Source organism: Sphingobacterium sp. HMA12, assembly GCF_002933815.1.
Taxonomy (GTDB): Bacteria; Bacteroidota; Bacteroidia; order Sphingobacteriales; family Sphingobacteriaceae; genus Sphingobacterium.
In genome coordinates, this window is the sequence record NZ_BEYR01000005.1 from 229,009 (window position 1) to 245,957 (window position 16,949).

Genomic DNA, 16,949 nt, shown 5'->3' on the forward strand with positions numbered 1-16,949 from the left:
TTATTTATTCAAAGTACAAAGGTAAGCCTTAAAGCGACGCTAAAAAATATGTAATTGTGGGTGAATACCTTCCTATTCTACAGATATTTGCTACAAAACGTACAATGACTTTCAACTAAACTAGCTCCTTTAAATCTAGATTTTTTGTCAGATTATTCCAAATACGTCTAAAAATAGACCTATCTTCTGTAATGATTTCACTTTCTCCAAATAAACCAGGTTTAAGTTGAATCAATGAATTAGTTCCAGCAGTATCAAGGCTAACCGTTGTAAAGAACACACTGTCTCGGATCGGAATATCTGAAATATATTTCACTCTCCCCCTTAGATAACCGTATTCTTCAAAGGGATATCCGTTCACTTTAATCAAAACTTTTTGTCCTTTTTTCACTTTTGCTGAAGCATTTTGAGGCAATAATATCTCGCCGTAATATTTCTCGCTTTTGGGATTGATATAGAATAATTTTTGCCCAACTGTAACCTGTTGATTTATCTGCAAGAATTCTCCATAAATTAGCTTTCCACTGACAGGACTGGTCATGACATACTGTTTTTTCCAGTTCTCAGTCTCACTGATAAAACTATTTAATGCTTGTATAAATTTTTTCTGTTCTTCTCCGATCTGATTTTCAATTTCTGCCAGTTCTTTATTTTTAGACAGGATATTTCCTTCATAACTGATCAGATTATTTTCCATTTGGGGGATCATCTGGCGCTTAGCCAATAACAGAGCTTCTTTCTGCTCCAGTTCAGCCGGACTGATCACCTTCTTTTCTGCCAATAGTTTGTATTTCTCATACTCCTTCTCCGCCAGGCCAAGCTGACGCTTCTGCAATTCAAAAGATTGGCTATTCTTCTTGTACTGCTCCTTGAAATTTATAACTTCTTGATTGATAACCGATCGACGTTTTTGGTAGATCCCATGGTCTCGCGCGGAAATATAACTCAAATAGGAAAGATAGAAGTTCTGATAGGCCCCTTGTAGCTCGCCTAAATGGAGGTTCTTTGGTTCGTTCAATGCTTCCAAATTATAAGTAGCATTTGGTTGTTGTCGTATCTGCTGCAATTTATCCAATAGATCAACAATTTGGTCGTGATCCGCCGTACTTTCGAGATAGGCTAACGAGCTGTTTACTTCTACCCATTCGCCATCTTTCTTTAAAAGTTTCACTAAACTCCCATTTACTTTTGCAGAAAGAATTTTTGGGGCATCTGTTGTATTGAATCTAATCTTACTCTCCACTGTTTCAGGATAACGTATAAATACGGACATACCCAAAATAAGCAATACTATTAAAAGGATAAATGTTATTCCTCTTCTTAAAAGCCAAGATGGTGGCTTCGCAATAATAGCCTGTAAATCCTCTGAATGGATATCAGATTCTATAATCGATGATTCTTTCATAGTCTTTTTAATTTCCCAATTCCAATTGGTTTTTTACAAGTTCGAAATATTTCCCTTTTGACGCCGTCAGTTCTGCATGTGTGCCTTGTTCAACAACATTTCCCTTTTCCAATATGATAATATTATCTGCATTTTTGACGGTACTAAGCCTGTGAGCAACAACAATTACCGTTCTTTCCTGAAAGAAACGGTCAAGATTCTCGATAATAACTTTTTCATTATTAGCATCAAGAGAATTGGTAGCCTCATCCAAAAATATAAACTCGGGTTCTTTATATACTGCTCGGGCAATCATCAACCGTTGCCGTTGCCCCTGACTTATGCCTTTACCAGCAGTGCCGATTTTGGTCGCTAGACCAAAGGGCTGCTGTGCGACAAATTCATTTAGATTTGCGATTTCGATAGCAGTATGCAACCGTTGTTGATCTGGGAGCTCTTCATTGACCGCAATATTACGTTCTATTGTATCCGCATATATATAGTTATCCTGTAATACAACTCCACATTGATCCCTCCAGAGCGAGAAATCAAACTGTTCTAACCGTTTTCCTCCGATGAGAATCTCTCCTTCCTCGTATTCATAAAAACGGAGCAATAATTTTAGTATGGTTGTTTTACCACTACCGCTGTTTCCCACGATGGCTGTAGTTTTTCCAGCAGGGAAATGTAAGTTCAAGTGATTGAAAATAGGCTCATTGCCCGCCCCGTAATAACGGAAAGTTAAATTACGGATCTCAATATCCTTTTTCTCCGGCAAATTATTCAAATAATCCTTTTTCACATCTTCCTCGTCGTCAGTCTCATAAATTTCATTAAGCCTTTCCATACTGATCTTAGCATCCTGAAAAGATTGCATAAAGCCGAGCAACGATTCCACAGGACTACTGACCATACCAACAATATATTGAACAGCCATCATCCCTCCTAGGGTCATGTCACCATCGATAACTGCCTTAGCGCTAATGAAAGTTATAATGATACTTTTTATCTGGTTGATGCCCATAGAACCGATGGATTGATATTGGGAGAGCGCCAGACTTTTTACTTTAAATTTAAAAAGCCTTGCCTGTAGGGCCTCCCACCCCCAACGTTTCTGCTTCTGTGCGTTATTAAGCTTTATATCTTTAATACTCTGTATCATTTCGACCATATAAGTCTGGTTTTCCGAGGATATTTTAAATCGTTTATTGTCCAATTCCCGTCTGTATTTCATAAAGGCCAGAATCCATAATGTATATAGTGCCGTTGCCGCGAAAAATACTAAAAATATGATCTTGTTATAAACAATAAGTAAGGCTCCAAATATCAACATATTCACAAGGGAAAACAGCGTATTTAACGTGCTACCAGTCAGGAAATATTCAATACGCTGTTGATCGGCCATGCGTTGCAAAAGGTCACCATGTGTTTTAATGTCAAAGAAATTCATGGGCAGCTTCATGATCTTTATCAACAGATCTGTCAAAATGGAGATATTCACCCGGGTACTGATATGCAGCAGAATCCACGATCGAATAAATGAGACCGCAGTGCTTCCAACGAAAAGCATTAACTGGGCGATCAAGATCAGATTGATAAAACTAATATTTTTAGTATTAATCCCGATATCGACAACAGACTGTGTTAGGAATGGGGTAACCAATTGCAAAATAGTACCTAACACCATACCCAATATCAATTGGGTAAAAAGACGTTTATATTTATAAAAATATCTAAACATCTTCCCCCATTTTAGGGATAGATCAGGCTCCTCTTCGTCAAGTTGATAAAACTCGGGCCCCGGGCTTAAGACCAGTGAGAGACCAGAATGCAGTTCTTTTGCTGAATACCAGTTTTGCACAAATTCCTTACTGTCATAAGTAACAAGTCCAAGCGCAGGATCAGAAATGTGGTATTTATCCCGTTTTACTTTATATAATACAACAAAATGGTTTTGGTTCCAATGCAAAATACATGGAAGTTCAATTTCCTGAAGCTGTTCCAAGGTTAATCGAACTCCGTAAGTTCGAAAACCCAGTTTTTCGGCAGCTTCACTTATTCCCAATAAATTAACTCCGGTATTTTTTGTCTGACAGAGTTTGCGAATTTTATGGATGGATACAGACTGACCATAGTATTTAAATATCATACGAAGGCAAGTGGCACCACAGTCCATGATATCCATCTGTTTATAATTGGGAAATTTTGAAATCACTTTGTTACTTTTAGTTTAAATCATTTACACTAGTATATTGCTTGTTCAATAAGATTTACTGTTAGCTGATTCTTGTTTAGATTACGCTATTCAATTCAATATCTAACATATATAACCAACCTGGAAAATGCAGTTACTATGTAGTAATATAGCTTATTTAAAGCAAGAACCTAAGAAATTAATCTTATTTATTAAATATACAACTTTTGCATATTTAACAATAGCGAAAACTGAAAGAGATAAATAAAGTATTAATGAAAGCCACTTAGCTTCTAATGGCCAAATGGCTTTCGGGTGGACTGAATCATCTCGGTAAACTTGGTATTGCTGATACCAACCTTACATTTTGATTCGTTACAACCTCCAAGCAAAAAAAGTACTCAAGATCATAACCATTCCCTTTTATTGTAAAATGTGCTTGTGTGGATAGTCTACAGGGCAGCCGGAGCCTATTTGAGATCAATATCGGGGAATATAGTCTTGTTCGAACTTCATCATCGTGGTGGAGCCCGCTTCGGTAGCCTCCCGCCCCGGGAGACAATTGCCTATGACCGTCCGCAGCTTCATAGCACAGGTTACAAACAGAGCAGTTTGACAATCCAGCAGATTGGTCTCGATACAAAAAATTTACACATAACAGCAGCAGTGCAGCAAACAATTATGGCACTGGCGGTCATACAATGATTTCAAAAACTACTCAACGGATTTGAAAAAATGGCCAAAGCCTATGCCTGCACGCATTACGACCTGTTTTTTCTTCAGGCTTATGCTGTATGGCCCATGCACGAAGATATTTCAGTGATGCAATAACGGAGGACCCTGACAGGGCAGAATATGTTATGGTGATATTCGGCAAACTATACAATTTGGAACGGAACAATTCGGCCATTGGCCACAAAAGGAAATACCCAAACTGAACAAAAAATGCAATCCATAAGGCCCGCAGCAACGGCTGGATCTGATGGAAATTATTTTAGATCGGCAAGTTAAGGCATCGACCACAATTGCCAGTCAGTTACCTGTGGCCAGTTGCTATGATGTAATCTGCGAAGACACAATTGCAGATGCAATACTTGATAGACTAATCCATGGTTCATATCGAATTAGGCTGAAAGGTGAAAGTCTAAGAAAAAAGAAGTAATATTGTCAGGTAATCAGTTGGACTTAAGAAATACTCTCAAGAGGGGCAGTATCTCCAGCAGAGGGGCAAGATCGCCATTATAGACACTAAACCTCGACATTCCTATACTTGTCAGCCTGTTTTTAATTTCCTTATCTCCCACCAAAGCACAACCACAATAACTAAAAAACACACCATCGCAATGATCACTATGCAAATAATCTTTTGTGCCAGCTCTCTTTAAAAGGAACCACCCAAGCGTTATCCAATTGATGCTCGTAAGTAATTGTATTATCAAACACGAGTGTGTTATCATTTATTTCACCTGCGGCCAATAATCTTTCAAAACCTGAACGGTTGACTACCGCGACGCCGCTCGCCGATTTATACGCAAATTGCATACGATCGAAAAGTTGTACCCCGTACTTTTCTTCTATACCTTTCAGAAAACGAACAGAGCTATCTACAGAGCAACCTGAAGCCGCAGCAATATCCTCATCAACCTTTAAAATAATAAAAAGGTTGTCGCGCAGTTCAGCAGAAGCAGACAAGGGCTTTCCATGAACTTTCCACTGTTCAGCAAAAGCCGATAGTTCAACTTCGATTTGTTGCCCCTCCTCAACCGTGAGGATGCGATCAGCTTGATATATCCAAATACGTTTCATAAGCACTCTCCTTTATTAAATTAACCGATATAATAGGGTGAAATCATCAAATAAACAATGACGCCTGTCACTGCAACATAGAGCCACATGGGGTAAGTGATCCGTGCCAACTTTTTGTGTCGCGCATAAGATCCCGAAATACCTCTTACAAAAGTAAAAAGAACAAACGGTATGATTATAATAGACAAGAGAATATGTGTGATCAATATAAAGAAATAGATTGGTCTTAAAATTCCCTCACCTCCATATTTTGTTTCTATGGATGTCATGTGATAGGCGACATACATCGCCAAAAAGGCTAGGGAACAAGCAATACAACATTTGATCAAACGTTCGTGCAACGTTTTATTCCCCTTCTTTATTGCAGCCACTGCCCAAAATAACAACACGGCAGTAACTCCGTTGATCGTCGCATAAATGGGCGGTAAAAAAGTCAACGGCTTCACATTATAACCTAACTTTTGTAAATTCACCGTAAACAGAATGGCTACAATTATTGGAATCACAATAGACAATACCCAAATCCACTTGCTATACTTTTTTTCCTTAATAAGACTCTCTTCCATAATACTGCTATCTCTTTTGTTCTATTGTTGCTGGGTGGTTGCGAATTTCCTCCACCAACAGCAGCTTAATTTCGTCCTCTAGACGATCTACATCTGTTTTTACATTAATGTCGTATACTCCCCGAATCCGACCTTTGGTGTCAAGCAACAGATAATTCGAACCAATAATAAATGGCTTGTTACTATCCTTGTTGACCAATGCATCCTGTAATAGGCTCTCTTTGGCAAATTTAAAGATATCCACAGCAGGATCTGTCACAAAAAACCAAGATTTGGTCCAGGGTTTGTAAACTTTAACATATTTTGCCAATACCTCCGGCGTATCGTAACTGGTATCCACTGTGATGGAATACAATTTTACTCTTTTGTTCTGAATAAAACGATTCGCAATCTGATCCAGCTTTTTCACCATCGTCCGTGATAAAGAAGCGTCCCTTGAATACATCAAATGCACTACTGATAAGGTCGTATCACTACCCAATAAGCGTACAGGCTTACCGTCATAATTCACGAAATCCACAGGTGGGACAGTATGATAGATCGTATCGGGGATATCCCGTCCCCATTTGCGGTGCGTTGTTCCCGGAACTTCCTTCTTACCAAATATCGGAAGAGAAGCGTAACTATTGGAACCGCTTTTATTTAGTATAAAATATAAAAATCCTGGCAATAAAAGAATTACTGCCAGGATCAATATTGTTTTAATACCTTTCTTTTGTCCAGTATTATTATCCATTATTCACCTTATCTATTTATTTGGAAACAATTGATGCTCTTGAAAAGCTTGACCTAAATGATTTCCTTCGTCCAATAAAAGGATAATAAAATAAATAATAAAAATAAAGACGATGCCTACGGTTACGATAAAACTCGATTTTTCAAATTTTAAGTGCATAAAGTAAGCAACGATATAATAAGCTTTAACCAGCGTTAAGACTATATAAAGAGCATTGACAAAAGTTCCTTTGGCCAATATTTGCCAATGGTGTACAAAACCCAAAGCAATTAAAAACTCTAGGCAAGTAAGTGCCAATAACACTCCAAATACTTTCCAAATACCTTTTTTATCCAATCCGCCCTCATGAGCGTGCTCTCCATGAGCAATATTATCTTGATAATGTGACATAACTTTCTTGAATTAATATTACAGCAATTAAACGAGATAGAATAACGTAAATACGAATACCCATACCAAGTCGACAAAGTGCCAATACAAACCTACTTTTTCAATCATTAAATATGAACCACGTTTCTCGAACGTATTGTTTAATGTCATACACAAAATAATGATATTCAAAAGAATACCTACTGATACGTGGAAACCGTGGAAACCAGTAATCGTAAAGAATAAGTTAGCAAATTGCAAAGCAGAAGTATAAGATACATCGCCTGTAAAAAAGTGACCTAATTTTTCAACGACATTATCCCCTTGCATATGCGTAGCAATATCTGTTGCAGGGTTGCGACCGAACCAAAAACCTTCATGGTGTAAGTGAGTCCACTCGAGTGCCTGACAGCCAACGAACATCAAACCACCTAAAATGGTCCACAACATCCATTTAACAACCTCTTGTTTCGAATTGCGATGCCCGGCCTCTACAGCCAACACCATTGTTACGGAAGACATGATCAAAATAAAGGTCATCAAACCGACGAAAACCAAAGGTTGACCTGAATCTGTAATACCTGGAATCGACTGGAAAACCTTATCAGGATCAGGCCAAGCGGCATGAGAAAACCGCTGTGCTCCATAATACACCAAAAATGCAGAAAATGTGAAGGCATCCCCTACCAAGAAAAACCACATCATGATTTTTCCATACTCTAAGTTCCAAGGTGATTTTCCACCATTCCATGGACCAGTTTTTACCTTATCCAATTGCGATACTGTTGTACTCATTGTTTACTATTATTGATTCAAAAGTAAGAAAACATATATATAAATCCATAAAAGATCGAGAAAATGCCAAAAAATACTGGCAAGATCCATGCGGAAAAGATTGCCGTCCTTAGAAAGCTTATTCGCTCCTATAATCGCGCCAATCAAAACGATCAAACCCGCAATAATATGCGCCAAGTGCATTCCTGTAAAAATGTAGATAAAGGATTGAGATGCATTGTTATTCACAAAATAAACACCTCGCTCAGTTAACACATTCCAAGCATGTACCTGCAATGCAAAAAACACGATACCCAAAACAAAAGTGACTACTAATAATAACTTCTGTTTGGAAGAATCACCATTTTTAGCGGCTTTATGTGCTAAAAACATCGTAAGACTGCTCACCACGATCACGATTGTGCTGTACACAAAAGTATCTGGCAACAATGTCTTGATTCCTTTGTCCACGCCACTTGCTGTATATACAATGAAACCACTGGATAAGGCAGCAAACATCATGAACATCCCCAACATCCCCAACCAAAGGTTGAATTTCTGGGCTTTTCTCTGTACTAACTTCTCGTCAGTCTGTGTATTTATATCTAACATTATTTCAACGGAATAAAGTTAAGCAATAATACGAGTTGTGTAACAGGTAAATAGATGAACGAGGTAAACATCACTTTCTTTGCCGAAGGAATATCACAATTCTTAAATAGCAAATAGCCATAATACCCAAACATCAATCCACCAATGACGGACACTATCGTAAACCAAATCCCACCAAAGCCAAAATAATAAGGTATAAATCCTGCAGGAACCATTAATAATCCCGAGATGAATACCATAAAGGCCGATATCTTATCACGTTTTGTCGTTGGCAACAACCTAAAACCAGCTAATTTATAGTCGTCATCCACAACCCAGGCAATTGCCCAAAAATGTGGAAATTGCCATAAAAACTGAATCGCGAACAAAACAAAGGGAATAATAATAATTGCAGCTTCGTTGTGTCCACTGTAATAGGCCAAGTCATCCTGTGAAAAGGCAGCATAATAACCAATTAACGGTGGAAATGCGCCCGGAAAAGCCCCTACAAAAACGGCTATTGGTGATTTTCTTTTTAAGGGTGTGTAGATAAATGCATAAAGTAGGATACAAAAAACCGACAATAAGCCTGCGACAAAATTTAACCGAACCAATACCATAGTACCCAGTATGCCCATAAAGACACTCAATACCAAAGCTTGCCCTGTTGTCATCCGACCAGAAGGTAACGGTCTATCCTCCGTACGTTTCATCAACTTATCCAAGTCTTTTTCGATGATCTCGTTAAAACCATTGGCGGAACCTGTGACCAGAAAACCACCTACGGTCAAGAACAACCAATTGACCCAGAATATTTCACCCTGTTGTTTTGATCCTATCAGAAAAGCAATCGACGCGGAAAATACCACCGTCAATGTAAGTCTTAACTTAACGAGCTTTTTGAAATCTGAAATAAATTCTTTCATAATTAAAAGAGACCTCCTACTACCAGTGTATTCAAACACGAACTTTTAAACATAAACATCCCGAATTTCAAAATTAATGCCTTTGCTTATTCAACAGCAACAACAGGTAAAATTGAGCACCAAATAAAAGTGTCCCAACAACAAGGTGTGTTGTCTGTGCAAATGCAGGTATTGCAAATCGAGCTAAGATAATTCCTGATAGCATTTGGATACCTACGAGGATCAATGCGATAAAAGCAAATTTAAATTGCTTAGATCCTGTATTGAAACTTGTGCGGACCAAAAAGAATAATACAATAACTAAAATCAAAGAACAATATGCCAACCACCGATGCACTTCAAATTGCTGGCCGATGGTTGTTATAAAATCAGCACGGTCAATCGTAGAACCAGTCAATAAGTCGACTTCCTCCCGAACACCCGTTCCGACGATCACTTGCGTTAACATCAATAAAATTGATGCCAATGCCAGACCTTTCAATACGCCTAAAGAACGATTAACCAATATGGTCTTATCGCGCAACGTAACTGCTTTAAAGTAAGTGTAAATACTAATACAAACAATTACTAACGCCAAGAGCATATGTACAGTGATAATCCATGGCATCAAATTGGTCGATACAACGATCGAACCTAACCAGGCCTGAATGACCACAACAAAAAGATTAACCACTGACCAAACAACAATCGAACTTTTTGATTTTATATATGTGAAGGAATAAATCGCTGTAAACAACAAGCAAAAGCCAGAAATAACGCCCACCAAACGATTGATGTACTCTGTCCAGGTCTTCGCTACATTAAAATCTTCATGTTGCAGAATACTTTTGTCTGTACGGAGCTTGTAAGCCATTTCTTTATCACCAAAAAATTCAACAATCCTGGCGAAACGCTCATTCTTTTTTGCTCTTCCTTCAATATAATGCTGTTCGTATCCTTGTGGTAATTGGGAAATATCTGTGGGTGGAATAATACGGTTAAAACATTTTGGCCAATCTGGACATCCCATGCCGGAACCCGTACTTCTGACAACACCCCCAGCAATAATGACCATAAACAATACGATAATCGTAATAAAATTGGTCTTTATAAATCGCTTTTCAGCAGCTGGAAACATAATACTACCCCTACCTCTTAAAATACAAACTTGTATAAAATAGAGTAGGTACAAACCCTACTCTATTCCACTAAATCTTATTAGTCTTTTCTACCATTTTGAGCATTCCATTCTGCCTGGATACGCTCTGCTTCCTCATCTCCTTCAAAATCATGAGGCAAATTCGAGCTCATTGTTTCAGAGAAAGGAACACTTTGAGGGATAAAATCCTCATCATGACCCGGCTTACTGTAATCGTAAGGCCAACGGTGTACTGTTGGAATTTCGCCTGGCCAGTTACCATGGATATGCTCTACCGGAGTAGTCCATTCTAAGGTATTTGACTGCCAAGGATTTTGAGGCGCTTTCTTACCGAAGAAGATCGAGTAGAAGAAGTTCCACAAAAATGCAACCTGACCCAAAGCAGCAATAATAGCCGCCCAAGTAACCAATTGGTTCACAGAAACCCATTTTGCCATGAAAGCAAACTCGGTGAATGCATAGTAACGACGAGGCACACCATCAATACCCATAAAGTGCATTGGGAAGAATACCAGGTAAGCACCTACGAAAGTCAACCAGAAGTGTAAATAACCCAATTTCGTGTTCATCATACGACCAAACATCTTAGGATACCAGTGGTAAACACCACAAAGCATACCGAAGATTGATGCAGACCCCATAACCAAGTGGAAGTGGGCTACAACGAAATACGTATCGTGCAAGTTGATATCTAATGCCGCATTACCTAAGAACAATCCTGTCAAACCACCGGAGATAAAGAAAGATACCAAGCCGATAGCAAACATCATTGCTGGCGTAAAGCGGATATTACCTTTCCATAACGTAGCTAAGTAATTAAATGCCTTAACAGCAGAAGGAACGGCGATAATCAATGTTGTGATCATAAATACACCACCTAAGAACGGATTCATACCTGTCACAAACATATGGTGACCCCATACGATAAATGACAATACAGTAATACCGATCAACGAGTAAACCATGGCGTGGTAACCGAAAATTGGTTTACGTGAATTTGTTGCGATAACTTCAGATGTCAAACCTAAAGCTGGCATAACAACGATATATACCTCAGGGTGACCCAAGAACCAGAACAAGTGCTGGAACAAAATTGGAGAACCACCTTCGTTAGGTAAAATCTGTCCCTGTACAACCAGGTCAGACAAATAGAATGACGTACCAGCGGCACGGTCAAAAATCAAAAGAACAACTGCCGATACTAATACCGGGAATGACAACATACCCACGATTGCAGTTAAGAAGAATGCCCAGATTGTCAAAGGCATTTTCCAAAGATCCATACCTTTTGTACGCATGTTTAAGATCGTACTTACATAGTTGATACCACCGATCAACTGTGAAGCGACGAATAGAACCATACTCACCAACCATAAGGTCATACCTGTTGCAGATCCAGCGATCGCAGTTGGTACAGCCGATAGTGGCGGATAGATTGTCCAACCAGCAGAAGCAGGCCCGCTCTCCACAAAGAAAGAAGCAACCATGATAACTGATGCGATGAAGAACAACCAGTAAGATAACATATTCATAAAAGGCGACGCCATATCGCGCGCACCGATCTGATATGGAATTAATAAGTTACTAAATGTACCCGATAGACCTGCTGTCAACACGAAAAATACCATGACAGTACCGTGAATGGTCACCAAAGAAAGGAAAAACTCCGGCTTAATACGGCCACCTTCAGCCCATTTACCCAAGAATACTTCTAATATAGGGAATTCTTTATCCGGCCATGCTAATTGGATACGGAATAATACTGATAAAAGCATCGCAAAAACTGCCATGATGATACCAGTGATCAAGAATTGCTTGGCAATCATCTTGTGGTCACCAGAAAAGATATACTTTCTGATGAATGATTCCTCGTGATGATGTCCGTGCGAATCGTGATGTTCAGCGCTATGCGATATTACTGTACTTGACATATTCGATTTTATATTCAAAAATTCTTAATTAGTTCAAAGATGCTGTAACTTGTACGCTATCCTTTTTTACGTTAGCCGTCTTACCACTGAATTCCTTTTGTAGGTCTTCAGTAAAATATTTGTTTTGTTTAGCTAACCACTCTTTATATTGTGCCTCAGTTACAACCACCACTTTCTTTTGCATGTTCCAGTGAGCAGATCCACAGATCTTGTTACATAACATCACAAAATCATAGTTGTAGTCTCCCAAACGATCACGCATTTCTTCTGTTGTTACAGTAGGTGTGAATTGGAAATAGTTGGTCATTCCTGGTACCGCATTGATCTGAACACGGAAATCCGGAATAAAGAAAGAGTGAATAATATCTTTTGAAACGATATGGAAACGAACTGGTTTGTTTACAGGTAACCAAATCTCAGAACCTTGAATATCATCCCATGAATTTTTATCATTAAAATCGATACCGTAAGGATTTGTTGGCGTCGTCATTTTGTAATTACGTTTACCAATAACGCCGTCTGTACCAGGGTAACGCACATTCCATTGAAACTGCTCGCCCAATACCTCAATTTGTAATGCAGATTTTTGAAGATCCTCAGGAACATTTGTAATTGATCTCCAAGTAAAGAAACCGAACAATACCAATACTGTCAAAACTACAGCAGGAACGATTGTCCACAGTTTCTCAATCGCATTGTTATGCGGATAATAATACGCTTGACGTTTTGCACGCATGCGGTACAAAAATGTAAAAGTCATCAACAGGATATGTGTAATAACCAATACAAATGTTGTAATTGCTGTTGTGATAATAAACATGGTATCAATACGCTCACCATGTTCTGTCACCGCAGATCTCCAGTATGCTGCTCCCCAATGTACATAAGACCAATACACACCGTAAAGGAAAACAACCAAGAAGATAAACAACAATGCCGATTGGAATGTATTATTCGCAAATGGATTGTATCTACCGTTCATTTTTCGTGTCAATTCGTAGATCGAAAGTACCTTGCCAATCACAGCAATGATTGTACAAACGACTAAGAACAATAACACATAATATGTGAAGTTTTTATAAACCTGAGGGTCTATTTGCTTCACTTCTTCAACAGCAGGAGTAGCTGCACTAGCTTCTGTAGCAGAGCTAGCAGATGCAACAGCAGCAGTACCTGCTGCCGCTGTTGTATCTTTTGCAACCGAATCCGTTGCTGCAGGGGCAGCTACCGCTGTAGTCGCCGCTTTAGCAGAATCAGATGCTACTGTATCTTGTTGACTTGCAAGAATAGGATTTGCAAAAAGCAGCCCTAGCGCAAGCACAAAACCCGAGATGGATTTGAATCTATTATTTAATTTAAAGCTCATTTCTTTTATAACGTTTTTACGTAACCTTCCTTTAAAAGTGAAACTATATCTGGTGATGTAAACTCTCATCCAAGAAAGGATGATTTTTAGGCACCAAGGCTTGTTTGCTTAATTTACTCATCACTAAAAAGATGAACAAACCTAAGAAACCAAGTGCAGTTCCGATTTCAATGATACCAAATCCTCTATGTTCGGCAACAGTACCTGGCATAACCATGATATAATAATCAAGCCAGTGACCTGCCAACAATAGAATCGCTACGAACAACATCACGTTTTGTTTACGTTTCGCATCGCGATCCACCAATATAAGCAATGGAGACACAAAGTTAATGATAATACTCAACCAAAACCAAGGTTTGTATTCAGGTTCCCAACGTTTGTAGAAATAAACTGTTTCCTCAGGAATGTTCGAATACCAAATCAACATGAATTGTGCAAACCAAACGTAAGTCCAGAAGATAGAGAAACCAAACATCAATTTACCCAAATCGTGTAAATGATTTTCGTTTACCCAGTTCATATAGCCCGCTTTCTTCAATACAACAACGATAATGGTAATGCAACAGATACCGCTCACCCACATTGCTGCGAAGTTATACCATCCGAACATTGTCGAAAACCAGTGTGCCTCTAAGGACATGATTGTATCGAATGCCCAAATTGGTGTTGTAAATCCAAATATAACCAAGAAGATGGCAGACAATTTAAATGACTTTTTATAAGAAGTCAAACCGCCTTCTAAATCCTCTTTGTATGAAAGCTTTGCAAGGATCAAAGCAAAAATGCTATAAATACCTAAAAAGATAACTTGACGAGATAAAAAGAAAGGTACATTTAAGTATGCAGACTTTCCTTCAATAATAGGGTCATAGTTTGGGCTATTTTGATCCAACAAACCTTCGCCATGCCAATGGTGGTAAAGATTATGTGTAGATAGACCCAATCCAACAATAACCACTAACAAGAGTGCCGCGATAGGCAGGGTACTTGCCATAGCTTGAGGTATACGTACCAGACCTGCAGACCATGCAGATTGTGTTACATATTGCAAGGCAACGAAGAAAGCTCCAGCTGCGCACACACATGTAAAGTAATAACCCATCAATAACAAGTTGGCGTATGTACGCTCTACAGTAACGTGATCGCCCGAAAGCAACCCGATAGCTACAGCAGCTACGCCTAGTACAACAGCGATAATACTGAACATTTTAGCTTTGCCAGCAAACTCGTATCGCTCGTTGAAATTATAATCGTGATGATGACTGTGAGTTCCCATTTATATATCTGATGTTAGATTATTTCTTTTGTAATTCGTGAACATACATAACAACTTTCCATCTCTCTTCTGGAGATAACTGAGATGCATGCGATCCCATGGAGTTGTGTCCGTAATAAATCGTATGGTAAATTTTACCATCTGTCAAGTCAGCCATCAAACCACCCCGCGAAGAGTTTGCCGCATCTGTTCTATGGTAAGATGGTGGCGGCGGAAAGTTCTCTAATTGACGAGTACCTCTAGAATCAGTTACACTACGATCTTTCGTCAGCGGTCCATCCCCTTTACCTTCTACTCCGTGACATACGGAACAGTAGGTGGTGAACAAGGCTTTTCCTTTTTCAAGGTTTTCTGCATTGACTACCAAAGGATTCTTAACTTCTCTTCCGGCACGTTCGTATTCCTCTAATGTATTGGCATACTCGAAACGGGTGAATCCAATAGGATCTGTACCTTTAGGCGGAGTTTGTGCTGTTTTTCCATCAGCAAAATTCGCGTTAGGTTGATCTGGATTGAACGCAAGCGGATCGTACATGTTACGAGAAAACTCCAAACCTGTACTACGAGTTGTTTTATCACCACAAGAAGAAACAAGTGCTGTCAATGCTACAGCTGCGCATACAGTTCCAAGTAAATTCTTCTTATTCATAGCTAACATATTTTCTATCATTGTACTTAACTTCAACAGCACCGGCTTCTTTCAATAAGCTATCGATCAAAGCGTGGTCTGCATTTTCTTTGGCATCTACTGCAAGGATGAAACGGTCATCTGTTGCGCGCAAGTCCATCACACGTGGAGCACGTCCCGGGAACAAGTGGTTACGGAAGAAAAATGTAGCAACCATACCCAAAGCACACAATAAGATGGTAACCTCAAATGTTACAGGAACAAAGTTTGGCATTGCAAAAGATGGCTTACCACCGATATTCATCGGCCAATCGTATACCATCGTATAATACAATAAACTAAAACCCAATGTCGTTCCTAATGCTCCAAAGCAAAATGCTGCGATAGGCAAGCGAGAAGGTTTTACACCTAACTTCGCTTCGATGCCGTGGATAGGCATCGGAGTAAAGCAGTCATAAATACTTATATTGTTTGCTTGCAATTTGTCGATCCCATGCATCATGTCATCCGGATCCGCAAAACTACCTAATATATATTTTGTATTGCTCATTGCTGATTATTTTCTAACTGATAATTCTTTAATCTCTTCTTCTGTCACTGAATCATATTTTTCCAATGATTCCTGGAAGTACTCCACTTGCTCTGCAGGGAATGCACCTTCCTGAGCCAATTTCGTTTTGTGTTGTAATGATGATGATTTCAACAACAATTTAACTTCGGCAATCGCGATACCTGGCAAGAAACGTAAGAACAACAAGAATAACGTAAAGAATAATCCAATTGAACCTACAAAGATACCTACGTCTGTCCAAGTTGGGTAGAACATTGCCCAAGATGAAGGCAAGTAATCACGGTGCAATGAAGTCACGATAATTACGAAACGCTCAAACCACATACCGATATTTACCACGATAGATAAGATCCATGAGATCGGAATACTTGTACGGATTTTTTTGAACCAGAATAACTGTGGAGAAATTACGTTACAAGTCATCATTGACCAGTACGCCCAAGCGTATGGACCCAACATACGGTTCTCGAAAGCATACATTTCGTATTCTGAACGAGAGTACATTGCAATGAATAACTCTGTTAAGTAAGCCACACCAACGATAGAACCCGTTGTCATGATGATGATATTCATCGACTCAATGTGGAACATCGTGATGTAGTTCTCAAAGTTCATTACTTTACGTAAGATCAACAATAGAGTCTGTACCATCGCGAAACCGGAGAAGATCGCACCTGCCACGAAATATGG

Annotated in this window: 19 protein-coding genes; 3 read left to right on the plus strand and 16 right to left on the minus strand. The window is 39.0% G+C overall.

From position 1 onward, the window contains the following. Positions 1–115 precede the first annotated feature (115 nt). Positions 116–1,405 carry an HlyD family secretion protein gene (locus HMAT_RS22000; RefSeq protein WP_104384991.1) on the minus strand — a complete coding sequence of 430 codons (1,290 nt, stop codon included), beginning with the start codon at positions 1,403–1,405 and terminating at the stop codon, positions 116–118. A 7-nt stretch (positions 1,406–1,412) separates the two neighbouring features. Continuing rightward, complete coding sequence (locus HMAT_RS22005) at positions 1,413–3,599, minus strand: peptidase domain-containing ABC transporter (protein ID WP_233789505.1); 2,187 nt, start codon at positions 3,597–3,599, stop codon at positions 1,413–1,415. A 420-nt stretch (positions 3,600–4,019) separates the two neighbouring features. On the opposite strand from HMAT_RS22005, the gene HMAT_RS22010 reads away from it, so the two are divergent. The 3 genes from HMAT_RS22010 to HMAT_RS22015 all read left to right on the plus strand — a co-directional run bounded on the left by HMAT_RS22010 (position 4,020) and on the right by HMAT_RS22015 (position 4,740). Continuing rightward, positions 4,020–4,283, plus strand: coding sequence for a hypothetical protein (locus HMAT_RS22010; protein ID WP_158656049.1), 264 nt, complete (start codon positions 4,020–4,022; stop codon positions 4,281–4,283). Between the two features lie 89 nt (positions 4,284–4,372). Next, positions 4,373–4,516 (plus strand): hypothetical protein, encoded by a 144-nt coding sequence (locus HMAT_RS27825; RefSeq protein ID WP_158656050.1) that lies wholly within the window; start codon positions 4,373–4,375, stop codon positions 4,514–4,516. 41 nt (positions 4,517–4,557) lie between these two features. After that, the gene (locus HMAT_RS22015; RefSeq protein ID WP_371412059.1) at positions 4,558–4,740 is read left to right on the plus strand and encodes an ATP-binding protein; all 183 of its coding nucleotides are present in this window, start codon (positions 4,558–4,560) and stop codon (positions 4,738–4,740) included. A 188-nt stretch (positions 4,741–4,928) separates the two neighbouring features. On the opposite strand, the gene HMAT_RS22020 is transcribed toward HMAT_RS22015, so the two are convergent. From HMAT_RS22020 to nrfD, 14 genes are all read right to left on the minus strand, one after another. Continuing rightward, complete coding sequence (locus HMAT_RS22020; RefSeq protein WP_104384994.1) at positions 4,929–5,384, minus strand: ABC transporter ATPase; 456 nt, start codon at positions 5,382–5,384, stop codon at positions 4,929–4,931. Positions 5,385–5,404: 20 nt separating this feature from the next. Next, complete coding sequence (locus HMAT_RS22025; RefSeq protein WP_104384995.1) at positions 5,405–5,950, minus strand: DUF420 domain-containing protein; 546 nt, start codon at positions 5,948–5,950, stop codon at positions 5,405–5,407. Positions 5,951–5,957: 7 nt separating this feature from the next. Then, entirely contained in the window at positions 5,958–6,686 is a 729-nt protein-coding gene (locus tag HMAT_RS22030; protein ID WP_104384996.1) for an SCO family protein, read from the minus strand. 12 nt (positions 6,687–6,698) lie between these two features. Further along, the gene (locus tag HMAT_RS22035; RefSeq protein WP_104384997.1) at positions 6,699–7,076 is read right to left on the minus strand and encodes a cytochrome C oxidase subunit IV family protein; all 378 of its coding nucleotides are present in this window, start codon (positions 7,074–7,076) and stop codon (positions 6,699–6,701) included. 27 nt (positions 7,077–7,103) lie between these two features. Beyond that, positions 7,104–7,850, minus strand: coding sequence for a cytochrome c oxidase subunit 3 (locus HMAT_RS22040; RefSeq protein ID WP_104384998.1), 747 nt, complete (start codon positions 7,848–7,850; stop codon positions 7,104–7,106). Between the two features lie 9 nt (positions 7,851–7,859). Further along, on the minus strand, positions 7,860–8,441 hold the full coding sequence (locus HMAT_RS22045) for a cytochrome c oxidase subunit 3 (RefSeq protein WP_233789507.1): 582 nt from the start codon (positions 8,439–8,441) through the stop codon (positions 7,860–7,862). Next, on the minus strand, positions 8,441–9,346 hold the full coding sequence (gene cyoE, locus HMAT_RS22050; RefSeq protein ID WP_104385000.1) for a heme o synthase: 906 nt from the start codon (positions 9,344–9,346) through the stop codon (positions 8,441–8,443). The genes HMAT_RS22045 and cyoE overlap by 1 nt, the downstream gene beginning before the upstream one ends. A gap of 73 nt (positions 9,347–9,419) precedes the next feature. After that, entirely contained in the window at positions 9,420–10,463 is a 1,044-nt protein-coding gene (locus HMAT_RS22055) for a heme A synthase (RefSeq protein WP_104385001.1), read from the minus strand. A gap of 80 nt (positions 10,464–10,543) precedes the next feature. Beyond that, positions 10,544–12,415 (minus strand): cbb3-type cytochrome c oxidase subunit I, encoded by a 1,872-nt coding sequence (locus tag HMAT_RS22060; RefSeq protein ID WP_199768735.1) that lies wholly within the window; start codon positions 12,413–12,415, stop codon positions 10,544–10,546. Positions 12,416–12,443: 28 nt separating this feature from the next. Further along, the gene (locus tag HMAT_RS22065; protein ID WP_104385003.1) at positions 12,444–13,781 is read right to left on the minus strand and encodes a cytochrome c oxidase subunit II; all 1,338 of its coding nucleotides are present in this window, start codon (positions 13,779–13,781) and stop codon (positions 12,444–12,446) included. A gap of 43 nt (positions 13,782–13,824) precedes the next feature. After that, positions 13,825–15,060, minus strand: a complete 1,236-nt coding sequence (locus HMAT_RS22070) for a quinol:cytochrome C oxidoreductase (protein WP_104385004.1) — start codon at positions 15,058–15,060, stop codon at positions 13,825–13,827. A gap of 19 nt (positions 15,061–15,079) precedes the next feature. Next, the gene (locus HMAT_RS22075) at positions 15,080–15,718 is read right to left on the minus strand and encodes a cytochrome c (RefSeq protein ID WP_371412060.1); all 639 of its coding nucleotides are present in this window, start codon (positions 15,716–15,718) and stop codon (positions 15,080–15,082) included. Beyond that, positions 15,702–16,238 (minus strand): DUF3341 domain-containing protein, encoded by a 537-nt coding sequence (locus HMAT_RS22080; RefSeq protein WP_104385006.1) that lies wholly within the window; start codon positions 16,236–16,238, stop codon positions 15,702–15,704. Before HMAT_RS22080 ends, HMAT_RS22075 begins: the two co-directional genes overlap by 17 nt. 6 nt (positions 16,239–16,244) lie before the next feature. Beyond that, a partial coding sequence (nrfD, locus tag HMAT_RS27495; protein WP_233789511.1) for an NrfD/PsrC family molybdoenzyme membrane anchor subunit occupies positions 16,245–16,949 on the minus strand: 705 nt, incomplete at its 5' end.

Bases quoted from the DNA above. Each gene is read 5' to 3' on its own strand.
- HMAT_RS22000 (WP_104384991.1), bottom strand. From the start codon at position 1,405: ATGAAAGAATCATCGATTATAGAATCTGATATCCATTCAGAGGATTTA.
- HMAT_RS27825 (WP_158656050.1), top strand. From the start codon at position 4,373: ATGGCCCATGCACGAAGATATTTCAGTGATGCAATAACGGAGGACCCT.
- HMAT_RS22020 (WP_104384994.1), bottom strand. From the start codon at position 5,384: ATGAAACGTATTTGGATATATCAAGCTGATCGCATCCTCACGGTTGAG.
- HMAT_RS22025 (WP_104384995.1), bottom strand. From the start codon at position 5,950: ATGGAAGAGAGTCTTATTAAGGAAAAAAAGTATAGCAAGTGGATTTGG.
- HMAT_RS22030 (WP_104384996.1), bottom strand. From the start codon at position 6,686: ATGGATAATAATACTGGACAAAAGAAAGGTATTAAAACAATATTGATC.
- HMAT_RS22035 (WP_104384997.1), bottom strand. From the start codon at position 7,076: ATGTCACATTATCAAGATAATATTGCTCATGGAGAGCACGCTCATGAG.
- HMAT_RS22040 (WP_104384998.1), bottom strand. From the start codon at position 7,850: ATGAGTACAACAGTATCGCAATTGGATAAGGTAAAAACTGGTCCATGG.
- HMAT_RS22045 (WP_233789507.1), bottom strand. From the start codon at position 8,441: ATGTTAGATATAAATACACAGACTGACGAGAAGTTAGTACAGAGAAAA.
- cyoE (WP_104385000.1), bottom strand. From the start codon at position 9,346: ATGAAAGAATTTATTTCAGATTTCAAAAAGCTCGTTAAGTTAAGACTT.
- HMAT_RS22055 (WP_104385001.1), bottom strand. From the start codon at position 10,463: ATGTTTCCAGCTGCTGAAAAGCGATTTATAAAGACCAATTTTATTACG.
- HMAT_RS22060 (WP_199768735.1), bottom strand. From the start codon at position 12,415: ATGTCAAGTACAGTAATATCGCATAGCGCTGAACATCACGATTCGCAC.
- HMAT_RS22065 (WP_104385003.1), bottom strand. From the start codon at position 13,781: ATGAGCTTTAAATTAAATAATAGATTCAAATCCATCTCGGGTTTTGTG.
- HMAT_RS22070 (WP_104385004.1), bottom strand. From the start codon at position 15,060: ATGGGAACTCACAGTCATCATCACGATTATAATTTCAACGAGCGATAC.
- HMAT_RS22075 (WP_371412060.1), bottom strand. From the start codon at position 15,718: ATGTTAGCTATGAATAAGAAGAATTTACTTGGAACTGTATGCGCAGCT.
- HMAT_RS22080 (WP_104385006.1), bottom strand. From the start codon at position 16,238: ATGAGCAATACAAAATATATATTAGGTAGTTTTGCGGATCCGGATGAC.